Genomic DNA, 16588 nt, shown 5'->3' with positions numbered 1-16588 from the left:
CCGAAGGTACAGCCGGATCCGTCCGCCCGACGCCGTCCCGCTCGCGTTCCGCGGACACGTGTCGGCATCAATCATGCTGGCACCGAGCGGAAATGGGGCAAGTCCGGCACCGGGGCGGCACCGCAGACGTCTGCGCCCCGAGGTGTTGTCACCCCGGGGCGCAGATCCGATCGTGTGAGACCGGACGTGTCAGATCACGCCAGATCGAATCGGTCGAGTTCCATCACCTTCGTCCACGCGGCCACGAAGTCGGCGACGAACTTCTCCTTCGAGGTGTCCTCGGCGTACACCTCGGCGAGGGCACGCAGGTCCGAGTTCGCGCCGAAGGCGAGATCGACGCGAGTGGCCGTCCACTTCTGTGCACCCGACTCGCGATCCTTGCCCACATACGTGCCGTCATCGGCCCCCGACGGGCTCCACTCGACGTCCATGTCGCAGATCGTGGTGAAGAAGTCGTTGGTCAGAACTCCCGGGGTCTCGGTGAGCACACCGTGGGAACTCCCGCCGTGCGTGGCGCCGAGTACGCGCAGGCCGCCCACCAGCACCGTCATCTCCGGGGCCGACAGGGTCAGCAGATTCGCCTTGTCGACGAGGTTGTACTCGGCCGACAGCGGATTGCCCTTGGCCTCGTAGTTGCGGAAACCGTCGTACTTCGGTTCCAGATGCGCGAACGACTCCACATCGGTCTGATCCTGGCCGACGTCGGTACGTCCCGGAGTGAACGGGACCGGCACCGCCACGCCGGCGTCGGCGGCGGCCTTCTCCACGGCTGCCACGCCACCGAGGACCACCAGATCGGCGAACGACACCGTCGCACCGCTCTCACCGGTGAAGCCGGATGCGATCTCCTCGAGCTTGGCGATGACCGGTGACAGCTCGCCGGGCTCGCTTGCCTCCCAGCCGAGTTGAGGCTGAAGACGTAGCCGACCACCGTTGGCGCCGCCGCGGAAGTCGCTGCCCCGGAAGGTCGCCGCAGCCTTCCACGCGGTCGACACCAGCTGCGAGATGCTCAGACCCGAGTCCAGGATCTGAGCCTTCAGCGCGTCCACGTCGGCGGGGGAGATGACCGGCCCCTCGTGCGCCGGAACGTTGTCCTGCCAGAGGAACGTCTCCGCCGGCGCCAGCGGACCCTGGTAGCGGATCGCCGGTCCCAGGTCGCGGTGCAGCAGCTTGAACCACGCCTTGGCGAATTCGTCGGCGAGCTCCTCCGGATGATCGAGCCACCGGCGGGTGATCTCCCCGTACACCGGGTCGAAGCGCATCGTGAGGTCGGTGGTGAGCATCGATGGATGCGTCTTGCCCTTCCCGTCGGCGGTCGGGACCGAGTTCGCCCATCCGCCGTCCTTGGGACGCCACTGGTTGGCCCCCGCCGGACTCTTGAAGAGCTCCCACTCATTGCCGTACAGGATCTCCAGGAAACTGTTGTCCCACTTGGTCGGGGTGTGCGTCCAGGTGACCTCGAGGCCGCTGGTGATCGCGTCGACGCCCACGCCGGTGCCCTGCGGATTCTTCCAGCGCAGGCCCATCTGCTCGAGGGGTGATGCCTCCGGTTCGGGTCCGAGCTTCTCGGCATCACCGTTACCGTGCGTCTTGCCGAATGTGTGCCCGCCGACGATCAAAGCGGCGGTCTCCACGTCGTTCATCGCCATCCGGCCGAAGGTGTCGCGGATGTCCTGAGCTGCGGCCATGTAGTCGGGCTGGCCTTCAGGTCCCTCCGGATTGACGTAGATCAGACCCATCGTCGAAGCGGCGAGCGGATTCTCCAGCTGCCGGTTGCCCGAATAACGCAGATTCGTTCCGAGCCACACCGATTCCGACCCCCAGTAGACCTCTTCGGCCTCCCATTCGTCGACGCGTCCGAATGCAAATCCCTTGGTGGCAAAGCCCATGTCCTCGAGTGCGACATTGCCCGCGAGCACCAGCAGGTCGGCCCACGACAGCGCGGCGCCGTACTTCTTCTTCACCGGCCACAGCAGCCGGCGGGCCTTGTCGAGGCTGACGTTGTCGGGCCAGCTGTTCAGCGGCGCGAACCGCTGCATGCCCGTCCCGGCGCCACCGCGGCCGTCCTCAACGCGATATGTGCCGGCCGCGTGCCACGACATACGGACGAAGAACGGTCCGTAGTGCCCGAAGTCCGCAGGCCACCAGGACTTCGAGTCGGTCATGACCGCCTTCACGTCGGCGACCAGCGCCTCGACGTCGAGTCCGGCGAGCGCCTCGTTGTAGTCGAAATCCGGTTCACGGGGCCGGATGACATCTGGATTGTGCGCCAGTACACGCAGATTCAGCTTCTCCGGCCACCACTGGTCGTTGCCGCCGCCCTCGACCGGAGGTCGGATGTGCATCGGGCAACCACTCTGGGCCGGCTCGGTGTTCGCCTCACCGATGGGGATCACGGTCACCGGGCGGGCGGCGCATTCCGGGCGGGGACTTGCTGGTTCTGATCGGACACGGTGAACCTCTCCTTGATTGCTGTACCGGGCTGTCGGAAAATCTGGTGGGGCTGTCGGGCGGGTGGGGCTGTCAGGAAATCAGTTGGGGCTGTCGGGGATTCAGGTGGTCATCAGGCTTCCAGGGCCTCTCTCGCGCAGGACGGACACAGACCCCAGTAGATGACCTCAGCTTCGTCGAGCCGGAAGCCGTTGTCATCTGATGCGGTCAGACACGGCGCCGCCCCGACGGCGCAGTCGACGTCGGCGATGGTGCCGCACAGGCGGCACACCGTGTGATGGTGATTGTCACCGACGCGGATCTCGTAGCGGGCCACATGACCGGCCGGCTGGATGCGACGCACCAGACCGGCATCGGCGAGCGCGCCGAGCACGTCGTAGACGGCCTGCAGCGACACATCAGGAAGTTCTTCTCGCGCTGCGCGATACAGCGTGTCGGTGTCGGCGTGTGGATGAAGATCGACAGCATGCAGCACCGCGACCCGCGGGCGGGTCACACGGAGATCAGCTGCACGCAACCTGTCGGCGTACTCCGGTGTGGGAGCCACGGGTTCAGTATGGCCGTCAATTTGGATTCATTCAGGACTTTGGTCGAATCGAGACCCTTGCGTCGGCAGCCACCGCGCACGATCCGAGCCGGAATTCGGCAGTTTCGCACCGCAGACTCCACCGGGAATGCCATACTCACACTGTTTCAGACCGATGGAGTCTGAAACAGTTGACCCGCCACATCCACCCGTCTCACATTCGAGAATTCACCGCCACATCACTACTTCACCGCAACATCCTGAGGAGATCCTCGATGGCCACTCCGATCTGCCGTCAACTCGGCATCGACCTTCCCCTGTTCGCATTCACACACTGCCGCGACGTCGTCGTCGCCGTCAGCAAGGCCGGCGGCATCGGTGTACTCGGCGCGGCGAAGTTCAGCCCTGAGGAGCTCGATCAGGAGCTGACGTGGATCGACGAGCACATCGGCGGACGCCCCTACGGCGTCGACATCCTCGCCCCGGCCACCTTCGAAGGCCAGGGCACCCACACCGACGCCGACGAGCTCCGCGCACGGATCCCGCAGCAACACCGCGCCTTCGTATCCGATCTCCTCGCCGAACACGGGATCTCCTCGGCACCGTCGGACACCACACGTCCGTTGGTCGAGGACGGCCTGGGCGAGCGACTCCTGGAAGTCGCCTTCGCACATCCGATCGCGTTGGTCGCCAACGCACTCGGCGTCCCGCCCGATTACATGCTGCGGGAGGCCAAGAAGTCGGGGATTCCCGTCGCGGCGCTGGTCGGTGCGAAGGAGCACGCCATCAAGCAGGCGCGGGCGGGTGTCGACATCATCGTCGCCCAGGGCTCGGAAGCCGGCGGACACTGCGGCGAAGTGTCCACCATGGTGCTGGTACCAGAGGTCGTCGACGCCGTTGCCGAGATCGCCGACATCCCCGTGCTCGCCGCGGGTGGCATCGTGACCGGCAGGCAGATGGCGGCGTCGATCGCCCTCGGTGCGCAGGGCGTGTGGACAGGATCGGTGTGGCTGACCACAGAGGAGGCCGAGACCGCCCCGGCGACGGTGGCGAAATTCCTCGCCGCGACCTCACGTGACACGGTCCGATCCAAGGCCCGCACCGGAAAGTACTCCCGACAGCTGCGCTCGGCCTGGACCGACGCCTGGGAGTCGCCGAATGCGCCGTCGCCTCTGCCGATGCCGCTGCAGGGGCTGCTGAGCGAACCGGCGCTGCGTCACGTCGACGTGGTCGCCGAACGCGGAGAGGCCGGGGCCCGGGAGCTGGCCACCTACTGGGTGGGTCAGGGCGTCGGCATGATGACCAAGGTGTCCTCGGCCGCAGACGTGGTCTACGACTTCGCCGAGGACTTCGCCGACGCCGTGGAACGCACGAATGCCGCGGTCGCCGACGAGCAGCCGGTCGGTGCGGGGGAGCTGAACCGATGAGCGAGGACCTGCGGATGCGTGCCGACCTGAGCGGGGTCGATGAGCTCACCAGAAACCTCACGCATCGGATCGTGGTGGGCGACATACCGACCCGCGCCGCGCAGACCTTCGGCGACCGGCCCGCGATCGTGGACGGTGACCGCACGGTCAGTTTCGGCGAACTCGAGTCGTTGTCCAATTCGGTCGCGAACGCGCTCGTCGAGCGCGGGATGCGGCGAGGCGACCGACTGGCTCTCCACTCGCGCAATCGCTGGCAGTTCGTGGTGACATTCTTCGGTTGCGCCAAGGCCGGGATCACCGTGTTCCCGGTCAATCTGATGCTGACCGCCGCAGACATCGCCGTACAACTCGCCGAGACCCGCTGTACCGCAGCAGCTGTCGACTACGACCTGCTCGGACACTTCACCGAGGCCTGTGCCCACGCCGAGAGCCTGTCTGTGGAGACCGTGTACGCCATCGACGTCGACGGTGGCGGGGCATCGTCCGCCGCTACTGCAACCGCGACCGCCGCAGCCGCCTATCAGGTACAACCGTGGGAAACTCTGCTCACCCACGACGGTGAGGTCGCCGAATACCTGGTCGACGATCGTGACCCGCTGCATTGTCTGTACACCTCGGGCACCACCTCGCGCGCGAAAGGTGTGATCACCAGCCATCTGTCCGCGGTCGTCTCGGCACTGAATTCGGGTATGCAACTGGGCATGTCACCACGGACACAGGCGTCGGCGACGCCGATCGTGCTCCCGTTGTTCCACGTCACCGCACTCGACGCGATCCTGATGCCGACCTTGCTCTCCGGGTCGACCGCTGTGCTGCTGCGTGGATTCGACGCCGATGCGGTGATCGAGGCGTTCTGCAGCCATCGCGTGTCGCATCTGACCATGCTGCCGATGATGTGGACCGCGCTGCTCGACCACCCGCGTATCGACGACGCAGACACCACGCATCTCCGCGTCGGGTTGTACGCGATGGCACCGATGCCGTCCTCGACGCTGACCGCCCTGCGATCGCGCTTCCCGAATGCCGACATCATGCTGGGCTCGGGTCAGACCGAGACCACACCTCCGTCGGAACTACAGTGGCCCGAACATCAAGGTGTGAAGGATGATTCATGGGGCGCACCGACCCTCATGAGCGATGTTCGCATCATGAGCACCGACGGAAAGCTGCTCCCACGACACCAAGAGGGCGAGATCGTCTATCGCAGTCCGCAACTCATGGACGGATACCTCGACAATGCCGAGGCGAACACACACGCCTTCGCCCACGGCTGGTTCCACGGGGGAGACATCGGGTATATCGACGACGAGGGCGTGGTGTGGTTCACCGACCGCGCCAAGGACATCGTGAAGACCGGCGGCGAGAACGTCTCGTCGGTGGAGGTGGAACGCGCATTGTTGGGGCACCCCTCGGTGGCCGAGTGCGCCGTGGTCGGTCGGCCGGATCCGCACTGGGGTGAGGCCGTCACGGCCGTCGTGGTGATACGCGACGGACACATCGCCGATCCCGACGGCATCCGCGCGCACTGCCGGGAGGTCTTGGCCCCGTTCAAGGTCCCCAAGAAGATCGTCGTCGTCGACACGCTGCCCAAGACGGCCACCGGCAAGATCCGCAAACACGAACTGCGCACCGCGCCGACGACCGACGGCTGAGCGGTCAGGCCGGTGCGACGGCTCCCAGACCGGTGGCCTGCGCACCGGTGACAGGCGCTCCGGTCACCGGTGCATCGGTCACCGGTGCATCTGCGGAGTGTGGGTGTCCCTGATACTCGAAATATCCACGCTGGATGGCGATCTGGTCGGCGATGTACTTCGCGTCGTGCCACACACCCCAGATGAAGCTCGATCCGCGCCGCGACAGCCACGGGAGTCCCAGGAAGTACAGACCCGCCTGTGGGGACACCCCGCGCTGGTGCACCGGACGGCCGAGGTCGTCGAGTGCGTCGACCTTGAGCCAGTCGTAGTCGAGTCCGAATCCGGTGGCCCACACGATCGAGGTGACACCGGCGTCGGCGAGATCGAGTTCGAGGAGAGGGGAGGTCATGCAGGGGGGATCGGGGTAGCTGATGCGCGCCCGCGGCTCCTCGGGCAGATCGAGTCCGTTGCGCTCGATGTAGGCGTCGGCCTCGTCGAGCATCCCCAGATAGTTCGCGTCCCCGGCCTCGATGTTGGCCCGCAGATCGGTGCCGAAGTGCATCACGCCGTCGACGTAAGCGTTAGCACGACCGACCAGCGTGACACCATCTGCGGCGAGCTTGCGGAAGTCCACGGTATGTCCGCCCTCGGCACCACTCACCGCGATCGTCACGTGTTCGGCTCCCGCGGGCGGCGTCGCCGCTTCCCACTTGCCGAGAACACCGAGCCACCAACAGAAATCGCGATCACGGTAGCTACGGGGCGGACGGTCGTGCGGCCCGACCGCGAGGTAGACCTGGCGCCCCGCCTTCTGCAGCTCGGCAGCGATCTGGACTCCCGACGAGCCGGCACCCACCACCAGCACAGCTCCCGCAGGCAGATCGCCCGGGTTGTGATAGGAGCTCGAGTGGATCTGATGGATCCCCGCATCCTGCGGGACCACCCTCGGGACGATCGGCTTCTGGAACGGTCCGGTGGCTGACACGACAAAGCGTGCGTCGATCGTGCCCGCCGACGTCTCGACGCGGTACCCCTGGCGGCCCGGCGCCTTGCGCACCGACGTCACCTCCACGCCGGTCTCGATCGGCGCGCCGATCTTCACCGCGTAATCCTCCATGTAGGAGGCGACCTGGTCCTTGGTCGCGAACGCGTCCTGGTCGATGTCGAACTCGAGGTTGGGGAAGCGGTCGTGCCAGGCCGGGCCGTTGGCGACGAGGGAGTCCCAGCGCCACGTGCGCCAGCGCTCGGCGATGCGATCACGTTCGACCACCAGGTGGTCGACGCCCAGCACGCCGAGATGCTCGCTCATGGCGATGCCCGCCTGACCTGCGCCGATGACGAGGACCTCGGTGGTACGGTCCGACATCTCAACCTCCGCTGTTGCTGGTGCTCTGGTGTTGACGTCCATGATTCATCCGCCACAGTCATCTGTACAGCTCATATATCCGATCTATTGCATCGATCGTGTTGATAGCTCCTGCTCTGGGGCCATCGATCCTCGACACCGATCTCCGTCGCAGCCGGTCCCGGACGCGCGTGTTCGCCTGCCTGTCCGGCATGAGCCGATTAGGCTCAGCAGGGTGACCGCAGTCCAGGGCAAACGCACTCGCGTAGACGTCGTCTACGACGATCTGCGCGGCTCGATCCTCAGCGGTCGACTCCTGCCCGGTCGGCGCCTGAAGTTCACCGAGTTGTCCTCCGAACACAGCGCGAGCATGAGCGTGCTGCGCGAGGCGTTGACACGACTCACCGCCGAAGGGCTGGTCACTAACGAACCGAACCTGGGTTATGCCGTGACAGACCTGTCGCCGACCCACCTCGAGGAGCTCACCGAGGCGCGCCTGGAACTCGAGGGTCTCGTCTTCGGTCGCGCCATCGCCTGTGGTGATCTCACCTGGGAGTCGAATGTTGTTGCAGCACACCATATTCTAGAGGGAACTCCATTCCTCAGCTCAACCGATCCGCAGCGGGTGACCGATGCGTGGGCACTCGCCCATGCGGAGTTCCATCGTGCTCTGCTGGCGGGCTGCCCGAACAGCCGGCTGACGACGATGGCCTGCCGACTGCGCGACGAGGCCGAGCTCTACCGGCTGTGGTCCCGGCCCCTCGGGTCGGAGAAGGATCGCGATCTCCTGGCCGAACACCGACTCCTCGTCGACCGCGCACTCGCACGTGACGTCGACGGCGGCATGACGGCGCTACGAGCCCACATCGCACACACCACCGAACTGCTCACGACCGGCTTTCTGGCACAGAATGCACCTGTGGCACCTGTGGCCGATTCACCCATGACCGGCTTGCCGGGGGCCGATTCACCCATGGCCGATTTACCGGGGGCCGACTTACCGGGGGCCGAGGACACCGGATTCGAGGGCTGACCCCGCCATCCACGGCCCATCGGCGCGCGACCGGCGCCTCAATCGGGGAGAAAGCCGTCGCCGACCTCACCGTGCGTCAGTGCGGCCTCGACCCTGCGACGCACGTGATCGCCCGTCATCGGGCACTCCAGCGGCGCGTCGGTCCTGCAGTCGAGCATGTGCGTGAGTACAGCGTCCGCGCGCCGCAGTCCGGCAATGCGTTGGCGGATTTGCGCACGCGCCGAGTCGATCACCGCGCGACGGTCATCGAGCGTCGACGCCTCGAGCACCGCCCGGGTCTGCGCGATCGACATCATGCCGTCCTCACGCCACAGCTGCATGTACGCCAAGTGCATCAGCGCATCACCGTCGTAATAGCGGACCCGTCCGCGGCGCCCGGTCGATTCGAGGAGACCTGCTTCCTCGTAATAGCGCAGCGCCGACACCGACACACCGAATGCCTCCGCCACCTCGCTGATCGAATATGTCCGCGCATCGCCGGCCATCGGCACACGTCCCGTCTGTCTTCGTCGTCGAGGGTTGTTCCCAGGGGTTGCGCTCAAGTGCGCTTGAGTTCGCACACTGAGGATACCCTTACCAGCCAGGCGAAAGGCATCCGATGGTCACCACGCGCACTCGTCCCGGCGCGCTCACCTCAGGCGGCGCGCTCTTCCTCTTCGGATTCGTCGCCGTCAGTCTCAACAGCCGCATCGCGTTCGGGCAGGTCGGTCCCCTCGCGCCGGTCAGCGGATTCAGCTCCACCTCGGTCACCCTGCTCGGACTCCTGCCGCCGCTGCTGATGGGACTGTTCGCGCCGGTGACACCACTGCTGCGCGCCCGGCTCGGCGATGATCGTGCGATGGCCTTCGCCGCGATCATCTGCCTGCTCGGCGCGCTCGTGCGCCCGGTCGGCATGGCGGGGCTCATGGTCGGCACTGCGATCGTCGCGGCGGCGACCGCAGTGATCAACGTGCTGATTCCGGTGGTCGTACGCACGCACTTCCCCTCGTCTGCGACAGGTCTGATGATGGGGGTCTACGCGGTGTGTATGGGCTGCGGGTCGGCCGTCGTGGCCGCACTCATGGTCCCGATCGCCCACGCCACAGGGTCGTGGCAGACGGCCATCGCCGTCGCGATCGTCCCTGCGATCGCCGCCACCGTCGGGCTGCTACCTGGCCTGCGGTCACCCGCGGCGCACACGCCGTCCACGTCCAGCACACCCACGCCACCGCCGTCGCCGGCGCGGCGTGAGCGCGTCCATCGCAGCCCGGTGGCGTGGAGCCTGTTGTCGTTCTTCGCGATTCAGACGCTGCTCTTCTACGCCGTTTTGGCGTGGCTACCGTCGGTGGTGGTCTCCCACGGTGCGACGCCATCCCTGGCCGGCATCATCCAATCGCTGTTCATCGTCGGCGTCGGGATCGGCGGATTCATCGCGCCGGTGCTGGCCGGCCGGCGACGCGACCACCGCCGGCACATCCTTGCCGTCATCGGGATATGCGCGCTCGGGCTGGTCGGCCTGCTGCTCGGGCACGGCGGTGCGACCGCTGTCTGGGCATTCGTCCTCGGCGCGGGACTCGGTGGCGGACAATCACTTCCAGGTGTGCTGTTCGCACATCGCGGCCAACGACCTGCTCGCATCGCGGCGCTGTCGACCTTCAGCCAGACGGGTGGGTATCTGATCGCCGCGCTGGGGCCGATCGGCATGTCTGCCATCCATTCCGCGACCGGATCCTGGACCTGGCCGCTGGTGACACTGGTCGCCCTGCTCGCGGTCAACGCAGTGCTGTCACTGCGCGCCGGACACGATGGCGCCACCACTGCACGATCCGTTGTCAGACAAGCGATTCCCACACCGACGCCGACCCCGCCGGCCTCTGCACAGCCGCGCGATACCGACAACGTCACGTCTTCGGTGACATCGCCCGAGTAATGCCCGCGAGACGCGCAGACCAGGCGAATTCGGCTTCTCGCCACGTGATGGTCATCCGCTGGTCGCCCGGCTCGGAAACGATTCGCTCGGACAACGAACCGTGATGGGCCATCCTCGAGCCCGCCGAAGGAGAGTGCGAATGCGGACGCAACAGAAGCGGTGGCGCCGATTCGGCATCGCCGCCGCCGTGACCGCGGTGGTCGCGATGGTCGCCGTGGCCCCCAATGCCGCGGCGGCCCCGAATACGCCGGTCACCAGCCACAATCACTCCGCCACAGCCGGCAACACCACCGCACACACACCGCGGTCCCTCACCTCGCTGGCGACGATCCCACTGCGCAGCAGTGCCGATTTCACCTACCTGATCGCCTACAGCTTCGGTAACCGCGTCGCGCCCGGTCAAGACACCACCCGCACCGTGGGCGCACCCGGCCCGGTGAACGAGGCGCTCGCCGACACCGTGGCCGAGGTGCGCGGCCACCGCGACATCCCGGTGTACGCCCAGACCGAGATCGCCGACGTCCTTGCCGCGAAATATCACATGCGCAATGTCATCGCCATCGGCCCGGAGAAGAACCACGACGGCACGCTGATCTACCTGTCGACCGACGGGGTGGCCGCCAAGGTCGCAGCGATGCGCGCGGCCACCGAGTCGACCGACGTCGCAGGCGTGATCGCCTTCCAGGACCATCTCTGGCGCGCGACCTACACGTCGATCGCCAACGGAATCAACGCATTCGCACCCGCCGGCATCGCGATGCCGAGCACCTACGACCCGCAATCCGGTCAGCAGTGGACCCGCAGCGCGTTGGCCTACCTGCCGACCGACTACCTCGGCAGAGCAGCCCTGGTGCCACGACTGCTGCGCTGAGTCGCCGCATACGGCACCCTCGTCAACTGCACCGACCCTGCGCTCAGATCATGTCGCTGCGCGTGAGCCATCGCATGACCGGCCAGCCGATCACCACCGGCAACCAGCAGGTCAGCACGCGGTAGAGCAACACCGCGGGGATCGCGACGGTCGAGGAGACCCCGAACACCGCGAGCCCGCCGATCAGAGCGGCCTCCACCGCACCGACACCACCCGGTGTCGGCGCGGCCGAGGCAAGTGTGCCGCCGATCATCGTGACCACTGTGACGCTCACGAACGACGTGTTCCCGCCGAACGAGTTGACGCATGCCCACAATGCCAACGCTGATCCGAGAGTTGTTGCCGCACAACCCAGTACAATGACAGCCAGCCGCCGGGGCTCACGCGCGACGGTACGCAGGTCGGCCAGCACCTCGGTGAGCTTGGGAATCAGCGCCGACCCCACCCAGTGGCGAAGGCGCGGCACGAGCAGCACCACTCCGAGTACGCCGAGCAGCACACCGCCGATCAGGTACAGCACGGTCGCCGACGGCACGAAATGCGATAGGTCCGCCGATGTACCGGCCAGTGTGGTGAAGAGGATGAGCAGCGAGATGTGCACGATCACCTGGACCGCCTGTTGCAGTGCCACCGCCGTCGTCGCGCGCACCACACCGAGACCGGCCTTCTGCAAAAACCTCGTACTCAGGGCCAACCCACCCACGCCCGCGGGCGTCGTGGTGGCGGCAAAGGTGTTGGCGAACTGCATGACGGTCAGATTCCGGAAGCTCACGACATCGTCGGCGCACGCCCACAACGCCGCCGCCGCACCCAGATAGGTCAGCGACGAGGCGGCGAGGCCGAGCAGTGCCCACCACCAGTTCGTGCGAATCAATTCGGTGAAGAAGGCGGGCACGGTACTCACGAACGGATACGCAACGTAGACGAGAGCGACCAGCAGGACCAGCTGGATGATCTGCGACCGCGAGAATCTGGTGATGGTCGCCGCCTGGATCTCGGCCGCACCCGTCTGCGCGAGCACCTCCTCACGCGCGGACTTGAGCACCGCAGTGTCGTCGGTCAGCGCGCGCCGAACCAGCGTGGGAACCCCCGACTTGCTGAGCCGACCAGAGGCTGCGAGCACCTCTGACTTACCGAACTGGTCGATCGCGGCCGAGACCGCGGCCGTCGCCCCGAACAGGTCCGTCGACGTCGCGAGCAACTGGGCGATATCGGAATGCATCTGGACCTCGGTGGCACCGAACTCGGAGAAGGCAAAGCCACCGAACCGGATGCCGCCCCCGTCGATCACACTCACCTGCGATGCCCTCAGGTCGCCGTGCGACAGATCATGTCTGTGCAGGGTCTTCAGCCCCGCCCACACCGCGCACACGTCGGCCTGCGAAGTCTTTTCGGTCAGAACCGAGCCCACGTCGGCGGTCCGCACGTAGAGGATCCATCCTCGTTCCAGGCGGGTCACCACGAGCGGTGTGCTGCTAGCCAGCCCCAGCCGGTCGATCGCGATCGAGATGAGTCCGCGGTGTTCGGCGCTGCGATGAACCGACAGCTGCAGGGGAGAGGTCTCCCGGCTGCGCAGGCGCAGCTTTCGCCAGAACTGCCGCACCGCGCCGCCCGCGCGCTGGTTGGGCCCGTACAGGTCGATGAATATCGAGGCGGTCGTGTCGCCGGCCACCGCGCCGGGTCGGGTGGCCTCGGCGGCCAACTCCAGCGGACCAGGACCCGCCGGGCGCACCACCGACATCGACGACACGACGATCCCACGACGGTTCAGTTCACGGACCGCACCGTCGAGAGGCACCACGAGCGCGGGCGTGCCGACCACCCAGACCACCAGCGAGCCGACGAAGAACCCCGCGGCCAGGCCCAGCACCGCCCTGGCGGGAACCACTGCACTGACCACCAGGTGGATGGGCACGAAGGCCAGCAACAGCGCCCACCACCAGCGGCGCCACCGGGCGGGCAGCCACGGGCCGGACACGGTCAGGACCGCGGCGAGCATCGCAATCCAGCGCGGGTCGTCAAGGAACTGCGCGACCACCGAATGTAAGCGCTCACGAGAGTTGAAATGCCATCGCGGCGCCGCGATCCCATTCTCGCTCACCGACAGGAGCAGAAAGCTGATCACCGCTGCCAGTGCGTAACCCACCAGCATCTTCCACTGACGTCCGGCGATGAGACCGAGCAGGATGGCGAACGGCAGTGCGAGGATCGCGATGCCGTAGATCAGGTAGACCAGGTCGGATTGCGCGGGCGTCAGCACTCCGACGATGCCCGAGATCGACTGCTCGAGCGCGACCCAGTCACTGCGTGTGATGAGCGACCCGGCGACCACGACCGCCAGGCACACCGTCGCGACGACCAGCCGCACGATATCGCTCGTCCGCCGCGTCAACGGCTGCAACACGCGGCCGGATACGGTGATCTCGCGTCCGTCCACACGCATCAGTAACAGGCTTCCTAGGTCCCGGCCCCTCGGCTCAGTTGCCGACTGCTCCGGGCATCACACTAACGGCTCACCTGCGGTCGTCCCGCGCAGCACGCGGCACGGCTCCGCGCCGACAGGCGCCAGTGCGACTGCCGACAGGCGCCAATGCGACTGCCGACAGGCGCCAATGCGACTGCCGACAGGCGCCAGTGCGACCGCCGGCAGGTGCCAGGACGGCCCTCCCGACGCCCTCAGGAGGCGCGCGCGGCCAGGATGACCACCGTGCGCGCGCTGGCCAGGTAGTGATCGCTCGGGTCGAGTGCCACCTCGTGGCCGGGCGCGGCGAAGTCCTCGCCTGCGGGCAGACAGGTGTCGATCACCCGATGCCAGCGCAGGCCGTCGGGCAACGCGGGCAACGTGATCCACGCGTTCTGGTGATCGGCGTTGAGGATCGCGTACACACCGGACACCGCACCCCGGGGCGACGTGTCCTCGGTGTCGAGGCGGTAACACAGGGTGTGCACGGTGGGATTCGACCAGTCCGGTGTGGCGCCGTCGGCCCCGAACCAGGCCAGGCCGTTGGTTGCGTTCGAACTGTCGTTGTCGTCCCCGAGGGCCTCCTTGCGGTGCTGAAAGGCCTTGAACCTGCGGGTGAGCGTGATCACATTCGTGGCGAAGTCCAGCATGTCGCGGTGTACGTCGGCCAACGTCCAGTCGTACCAGGAGATCTCGTTGTCCTGGCAGTAGGCGTTGTTGTTCCCACCCTGGGTACGCAGGAACTCGTCGCCGCCGAGCAACATCGGTGTGCCTGCGGAGAACAACAGCAGACACAGATGGTTCTTCACCAATTGCTTTCGGAGTTCGAGCACCTCGGAGTCGTCGGTGGGGCCCTCGGCCCCGCAGTTCCACGAATTGTTGTCGTCAGAGCCGTCGCGGTTGTCCTCACCGTTGGCTTCGTTGTGTTTGCCGTTGTAGGCCACCAGATCGTGCAGGGTGAAGCCGTCGTGACAGGTGATGAAGTTGACGCTGTTGAAGGCCGTCCGGCCCTCGTCGCCGTACAGATCCGCCGACCCCGTCAGCCGCCGCCCGAGATCGGCGATCTGTCCGTCGTCACCCTTGACGAATTTGCGTACCGTATCGCGGAATCGGCCGTTCCACTCCGACCAGTCGGTGGGGAAGTTGCCCACCTGATAGGTGCCGGTGTCCCACGGTTCGGCGATCAGCACCACGTGCGAGAGGATGGGATCGGCACGCACCGCCTCGAAAAACGGTGCATGCGAGTTGAAGTCCTCGTCGCGACCGGTTCGGCCGAGCACCGAGGCCAGATCGAAACGAAAGCCGTCGACGTGCATCTGTTCGACCCAGTAACGCAGTGAGTCCATTACCAGCGCAAGTACGGTCGGATTGTCGAAATCCAGTGTGTTGCCGCAGCCGCTGTAATTCATGTAATAGCGACGGGGCTCGGAGTCGTCGCCGGTCAGAATGTAGTAGGCCTGGTTGTCGATGCCTCGGAAGGACATCGTGGGCCCCATCTCGTTGCCCTCGCCGGTGTGGTTGAACACGACGTCGAGGATCACTTTCATCCCCGCCTGGTGCAGCGCCCGCACGAGCGTCTTGAATTCGGTCACCTGAGCGCCCGGCCGGTCCCCGGCGGCAAACGACGACTCCGGCGCGAAGAATCCGATCGTGTTGTAGCCCCAGTAGTTGGTCAGTCCACGGTCGACGAGGAAGTCGTCGACGTACTTCTCGTGGATCGGCAGCAACTCGACGGCGTTGATTCCCAGCCTTCGGAGGTGATCGATCTTGTCGATGAACCCCAAATACGTTCCCGGTGCACTCACACCCGAGGACTCATGTGCGGTGAAGCCCTTGAGGTGTACCTCATAGATGACGAGCTCCTCGAGCGCAAGCGCCGGCGAGACGTCGCCCTTCCAGTCGAATTCGGCGTCGTCGACGACGATCGCCTGCGGTGCCACCGACGCCGAGTCGCGGTTGTCGAGCGTGAGATCGGCCGTACCGGCATCCGCATCGTAGGCGAGAAGCAGGTTGTCGGAGTTCACGAACTTCCCGGTGACGGCCTTGGCATACGGGTCGACGAGCAGTTTGGCCTGAGTGAACCGCATGCCCTGGGCAGGGTCGTAATCGCCGACCGCCCGGTATCCATAGCGCTGCCCGGCCTTGATGCCGTCGACGTGCACATGCCAGGCGCCTTCAGCGGGACCGTTGAGGGCGATGGTGTCGGAGGGTGCCGTCCCCGACTCGTCGAAGAGTTGCAGGAACACCTGCGTCGCCGTGGACGAATGCACAGCGAAGTTCACACCCGATGCCGTCGGCGTCGCCCCGAGCGGGAAGGGTGCGCCGGGTGTCAGAGTCAGCGCGGTGTCCGTGTGCAGCTCGGCCATCGTCTCCATCGTCACGGCTCCTCGTCGGTGAGTGGATCGGCATCCGGTGGACCCGCCCGTGCGACACATGCGCCACCAAATCGGCGTCACCACCGCGACCATCGTCGCCGCGACATCCACCGCACGCAGTACGAGGTCGGATTTGTCCAACTCTGAGACGGTAAATGCGCTGGTGCACCACACTTCTGAGACATCGTGCTGCGGTGACGACACTCCCGGCCGCAAGGGCGGGATCACTGCACCGGAGGGATCACAATGGCGGGATGACGACAACGCGGTTGCGGCTGCTCCTCGCCGGCGTGCTGCTCATATGCGTGATGATCGGGGCCGTCCATTTCGCGGCGCAGCCGGGACCGTCGGCTCTCGACCACCGTGTGTGGGATTGGGCGATCTCGCACCGCAGCCGACATCTGACGCCGGTGGTCATCGGGATCACAAGGCTTTTCACGCCACCCTGGTCTGTCGGGCCTGGTGCACGGATAGGTGACAGGGTTAGTCACGCGGCCTGAGGGGCCTCGTGGTTGATGATGGTCTCGAATTCAATGGGGGTCAATCTGCCGAGGCG

General features: G+C 66.2%; 11 protein-coding genes. 5 read left to right on the top strand and 6 right to left on the bottom strand.

Going from position 1 to position 16588, the window contains the following annotated elements; all coding sequences use genetic code 11:
* Nucleotides 1–194 precede the first annotated feature (194 nt).
* Together katG and IEW22_RS05025 are read right to left on the bottom strand one after the other, a co-directional pair.
* Nucleotides 195–2345, bottom strand: a complete 2151-nt coding sequence (gene katG, locus IEW22_RS05030; RefSeq protein WP_188585656.1) for a catalase/peroxidase HPI — start codon at nucleotides 2343–2345, stop codon at nucleotides 195–197.
* Between the two features lie 218 nt (nucleotides 2346–2563).
* On the bottom strand, nucleotides 2564–2998 hold the full coding sequence (locus tag IEW22_RS05025; protein WP_188585515.1) for a Fur family transcriptional regulator: 435 nt from the start codon (nucleotides 2996–2998) through the stop codon (nucleotides 2564–2566).
* Nucleotides 2999–3252: 254 nt separating this feature from the next.
* Between IEW22_RS05025 and IEW22_RS05020 the strand changes: the two genes are divergently transcribed.
* Together IEW22_RS05020 and IEW22_RS05015 are read left to right on the top strand one after the other, a co-directional pair.
* Entirely contained in the window at nucleotides 3253–4404 is a 1152-nt protein-coding gene (locus IEW22_RS05020) for an NAD(P)H-dependent flavin oxidoreductase (protein ID WP_188585514.1), read from the top strand.
* The gene (locus tag IEW22_RS05015) at nucleotides 4401–6056 is read left to right on the top strand and encodes a class I adenylate-forming enzyme family protein (RefSeq protein WP_188585513.1); all 1656 of its coding nucleotides are present in this window, start codon (nucleotides 4401–4403) and stop codon (nucleotides 6054–6056) included. Before IEW22_RS05020 ends, IEW22_RS05015 begins: the two co-directional genes overlap by 4 nt.
* A 4-nt stretch (nucleotides 6057–6060) precedes the next feature.
* Here IEW22_RS05015 and IEW22_RS05010 read toward each other — a convergent pair whose 3' ends face one another.
* On the bottom strand, nucleotides 6061–7404 hold the full coding sequence (locus IEW22_RS05010) for a flavin-containing monooxygenase (protein WP_188585512.1): 1344 nt from the start codon (nucleotides 7402–7404) through the stop codon (nucleotides 6061–6063).
* Between the two features lie 214 nt (nucleotides 7405–7618).
* On the opposite strand from IEW22_RS05010, the gene IEW22_RS05005 reads away from it, so the two are divergent.
* Nucleotides 7619–8416, top strand: coding sequence for a GntR family transcriptional regulator (locus IEW22_RS05005; RefSeq protein WP_229742197.1), 798 nt, complete (start codon nucleotides 7619–7621; stop codon nucleotides 8414–8416).
* Nucleotides 8417–8454: 38 nt separating this feature from the next.
* Here the strand turns inward: IEW22_RS05005 and IEW22_RS05000 are convergent, their stop codons facing one another.
* The gene (locus IEW22_RS05000; protein ID WP_188585510.1) at nucleotides 8455–8901 is read right to left on the bottom strand and encodes a MerR family transcriptional regulator; all 447 of its coding nucleotides are present in this window, start codon (nucleotides 8899–8901) and stop codon (nucleotides 8455–8457) included.
* A 113-nt stretch (nucleotides 8902–9014) separates the two neighbouring features.
* On the opposite strand from IEW22_RS05000, the gene IEW22_RS04995 reads away from it, so the two are divergent.
* Complete coding sequence (locus tag IEW22_RS04995; RefSeq protein WP_188585509.1) at nucleotides 9015–10325, top strand: MFS transporter; 1311 nt, start codon at nucleotides 9015–9017, stop codon at nucleotides 10323–10325.
* A gap of 139 nt (nucleotides 10326–10464) precedes the next feature.
* Entirely contained in the window at nucleotides 10465–11196 is a 732-nt protein-coding gene (locus IEW22_RS04990) for a hypothetical protein (RefSeq protein WP_188585508.1), read from the top strand.
* A gap of 43 nt (nucleotides 11197–11239) precedes the next feature.
* On the opposite strand, the gene IEW22_RS04985 is transcribed toward IEW22_RS04990, so the two are convergent.
* Nucleotides 11240–13639: a lysylphosphatidylglycerol synthase transmembrane domain-containing protein gene (locus tag IEW22_RS04985; protein ID WP_188585507.1), complete on the bottom strand. Its 2400-nt coding sequence runs from the start codon at nucleotides 13637–13639 to the stop codon at nucleotides 11240–11242.
* Between the two features lie 233 nt (nucleotides 13640–13872).
* Nucleotides 13873–16173: a glycogen debranching protein GlgX gene (glgX, locus tag IEW22_RS04980; RefSeq protein WP_229742196.1), complete on the bottom strand. Its 2301-nt coding sequence runs from the start codon at nucleotides 16171–16173 to the stop codon at nucleotides 13873–13875.
* Nucleotides 16174–16588 lie beyond the last annotated feature (415 nt).

This window comes from Gordonia jinhuaensis, assembly GCF_014639795.1.
In the GTDB taxonomy this organism is placed as follows: domain Bacteria; phylum Actinomycetota; class Actinomycetes; order Mycobacteriales; family Mycobacteriaceae; genus Gordonia_B; species Gordonia_B jinhuaensis.
Note: the sequence above shows the minus strand (reverse complement) of the source record. Positions and strands in the feature narration are given on the sequence as shown.

Excerpts from the sequence above, each read along its gene's own strand:
- IEW22_RS04985 (WP_188585507.1), bottom strand. The coding sequence starts at position 13,639 with ATGCGTGTGGACGGACGCGAGATCACCGTATCCGGCCGCGTGTTGCAG.
- IEW22_RS05020 (WP_188585514.1), top strand. The coding sequence starts at position 3,253 with ATGGCCACTCCGATCTGCCGTCAACTCGGCATCGACCTTCCCCTGTTC.
- katG (WP_188585656.1), bottom strand. The coding sequence starts at position 2,345 with ATGCACATCCGACCTCCGGTCGAGGGCGGCGGCAACGACCAGTGGTGG.
- IEW22_RS05010 (WP_188585512.1), bottom strand. The coding sequence starts at position 7,404 with ATGTCGGACCGTACCACCGAGGTCCTCGTCATCGGCGCAGGTCAGGCG.
- IEW22_RS04995 (WP_188585509.1), top strand. The coding sequence starts at position 9,015 with ATGGTCACCACGCGCACTCGTCCCGGCGCGCTCACCTCAGGCGGCGCG.
- IEW22_RS05015 (WP_188585513.1), top strand. The coding sequence starts at position 4,401 with ATGAGCGAGGACCTGCGGATGCGTGCCGACCTGAGCGGGGTCGATGAG.
- IEW22_RS04990 (WP_188585508.1), top strand. The coding sequence starts at position 10,465 with ATGCGGACGCAACAGAAGCGGTGGCGCCGATTCGGCATCGCCGCCGCC.
- IEW22_RS05000 (WP_188585510.1), bottom strand. The coding sequence starts at position 8,901 with ATGGCCGGCGATGCGCGGACATATTCGATCAGCGAGGTGGCGGAGGCA.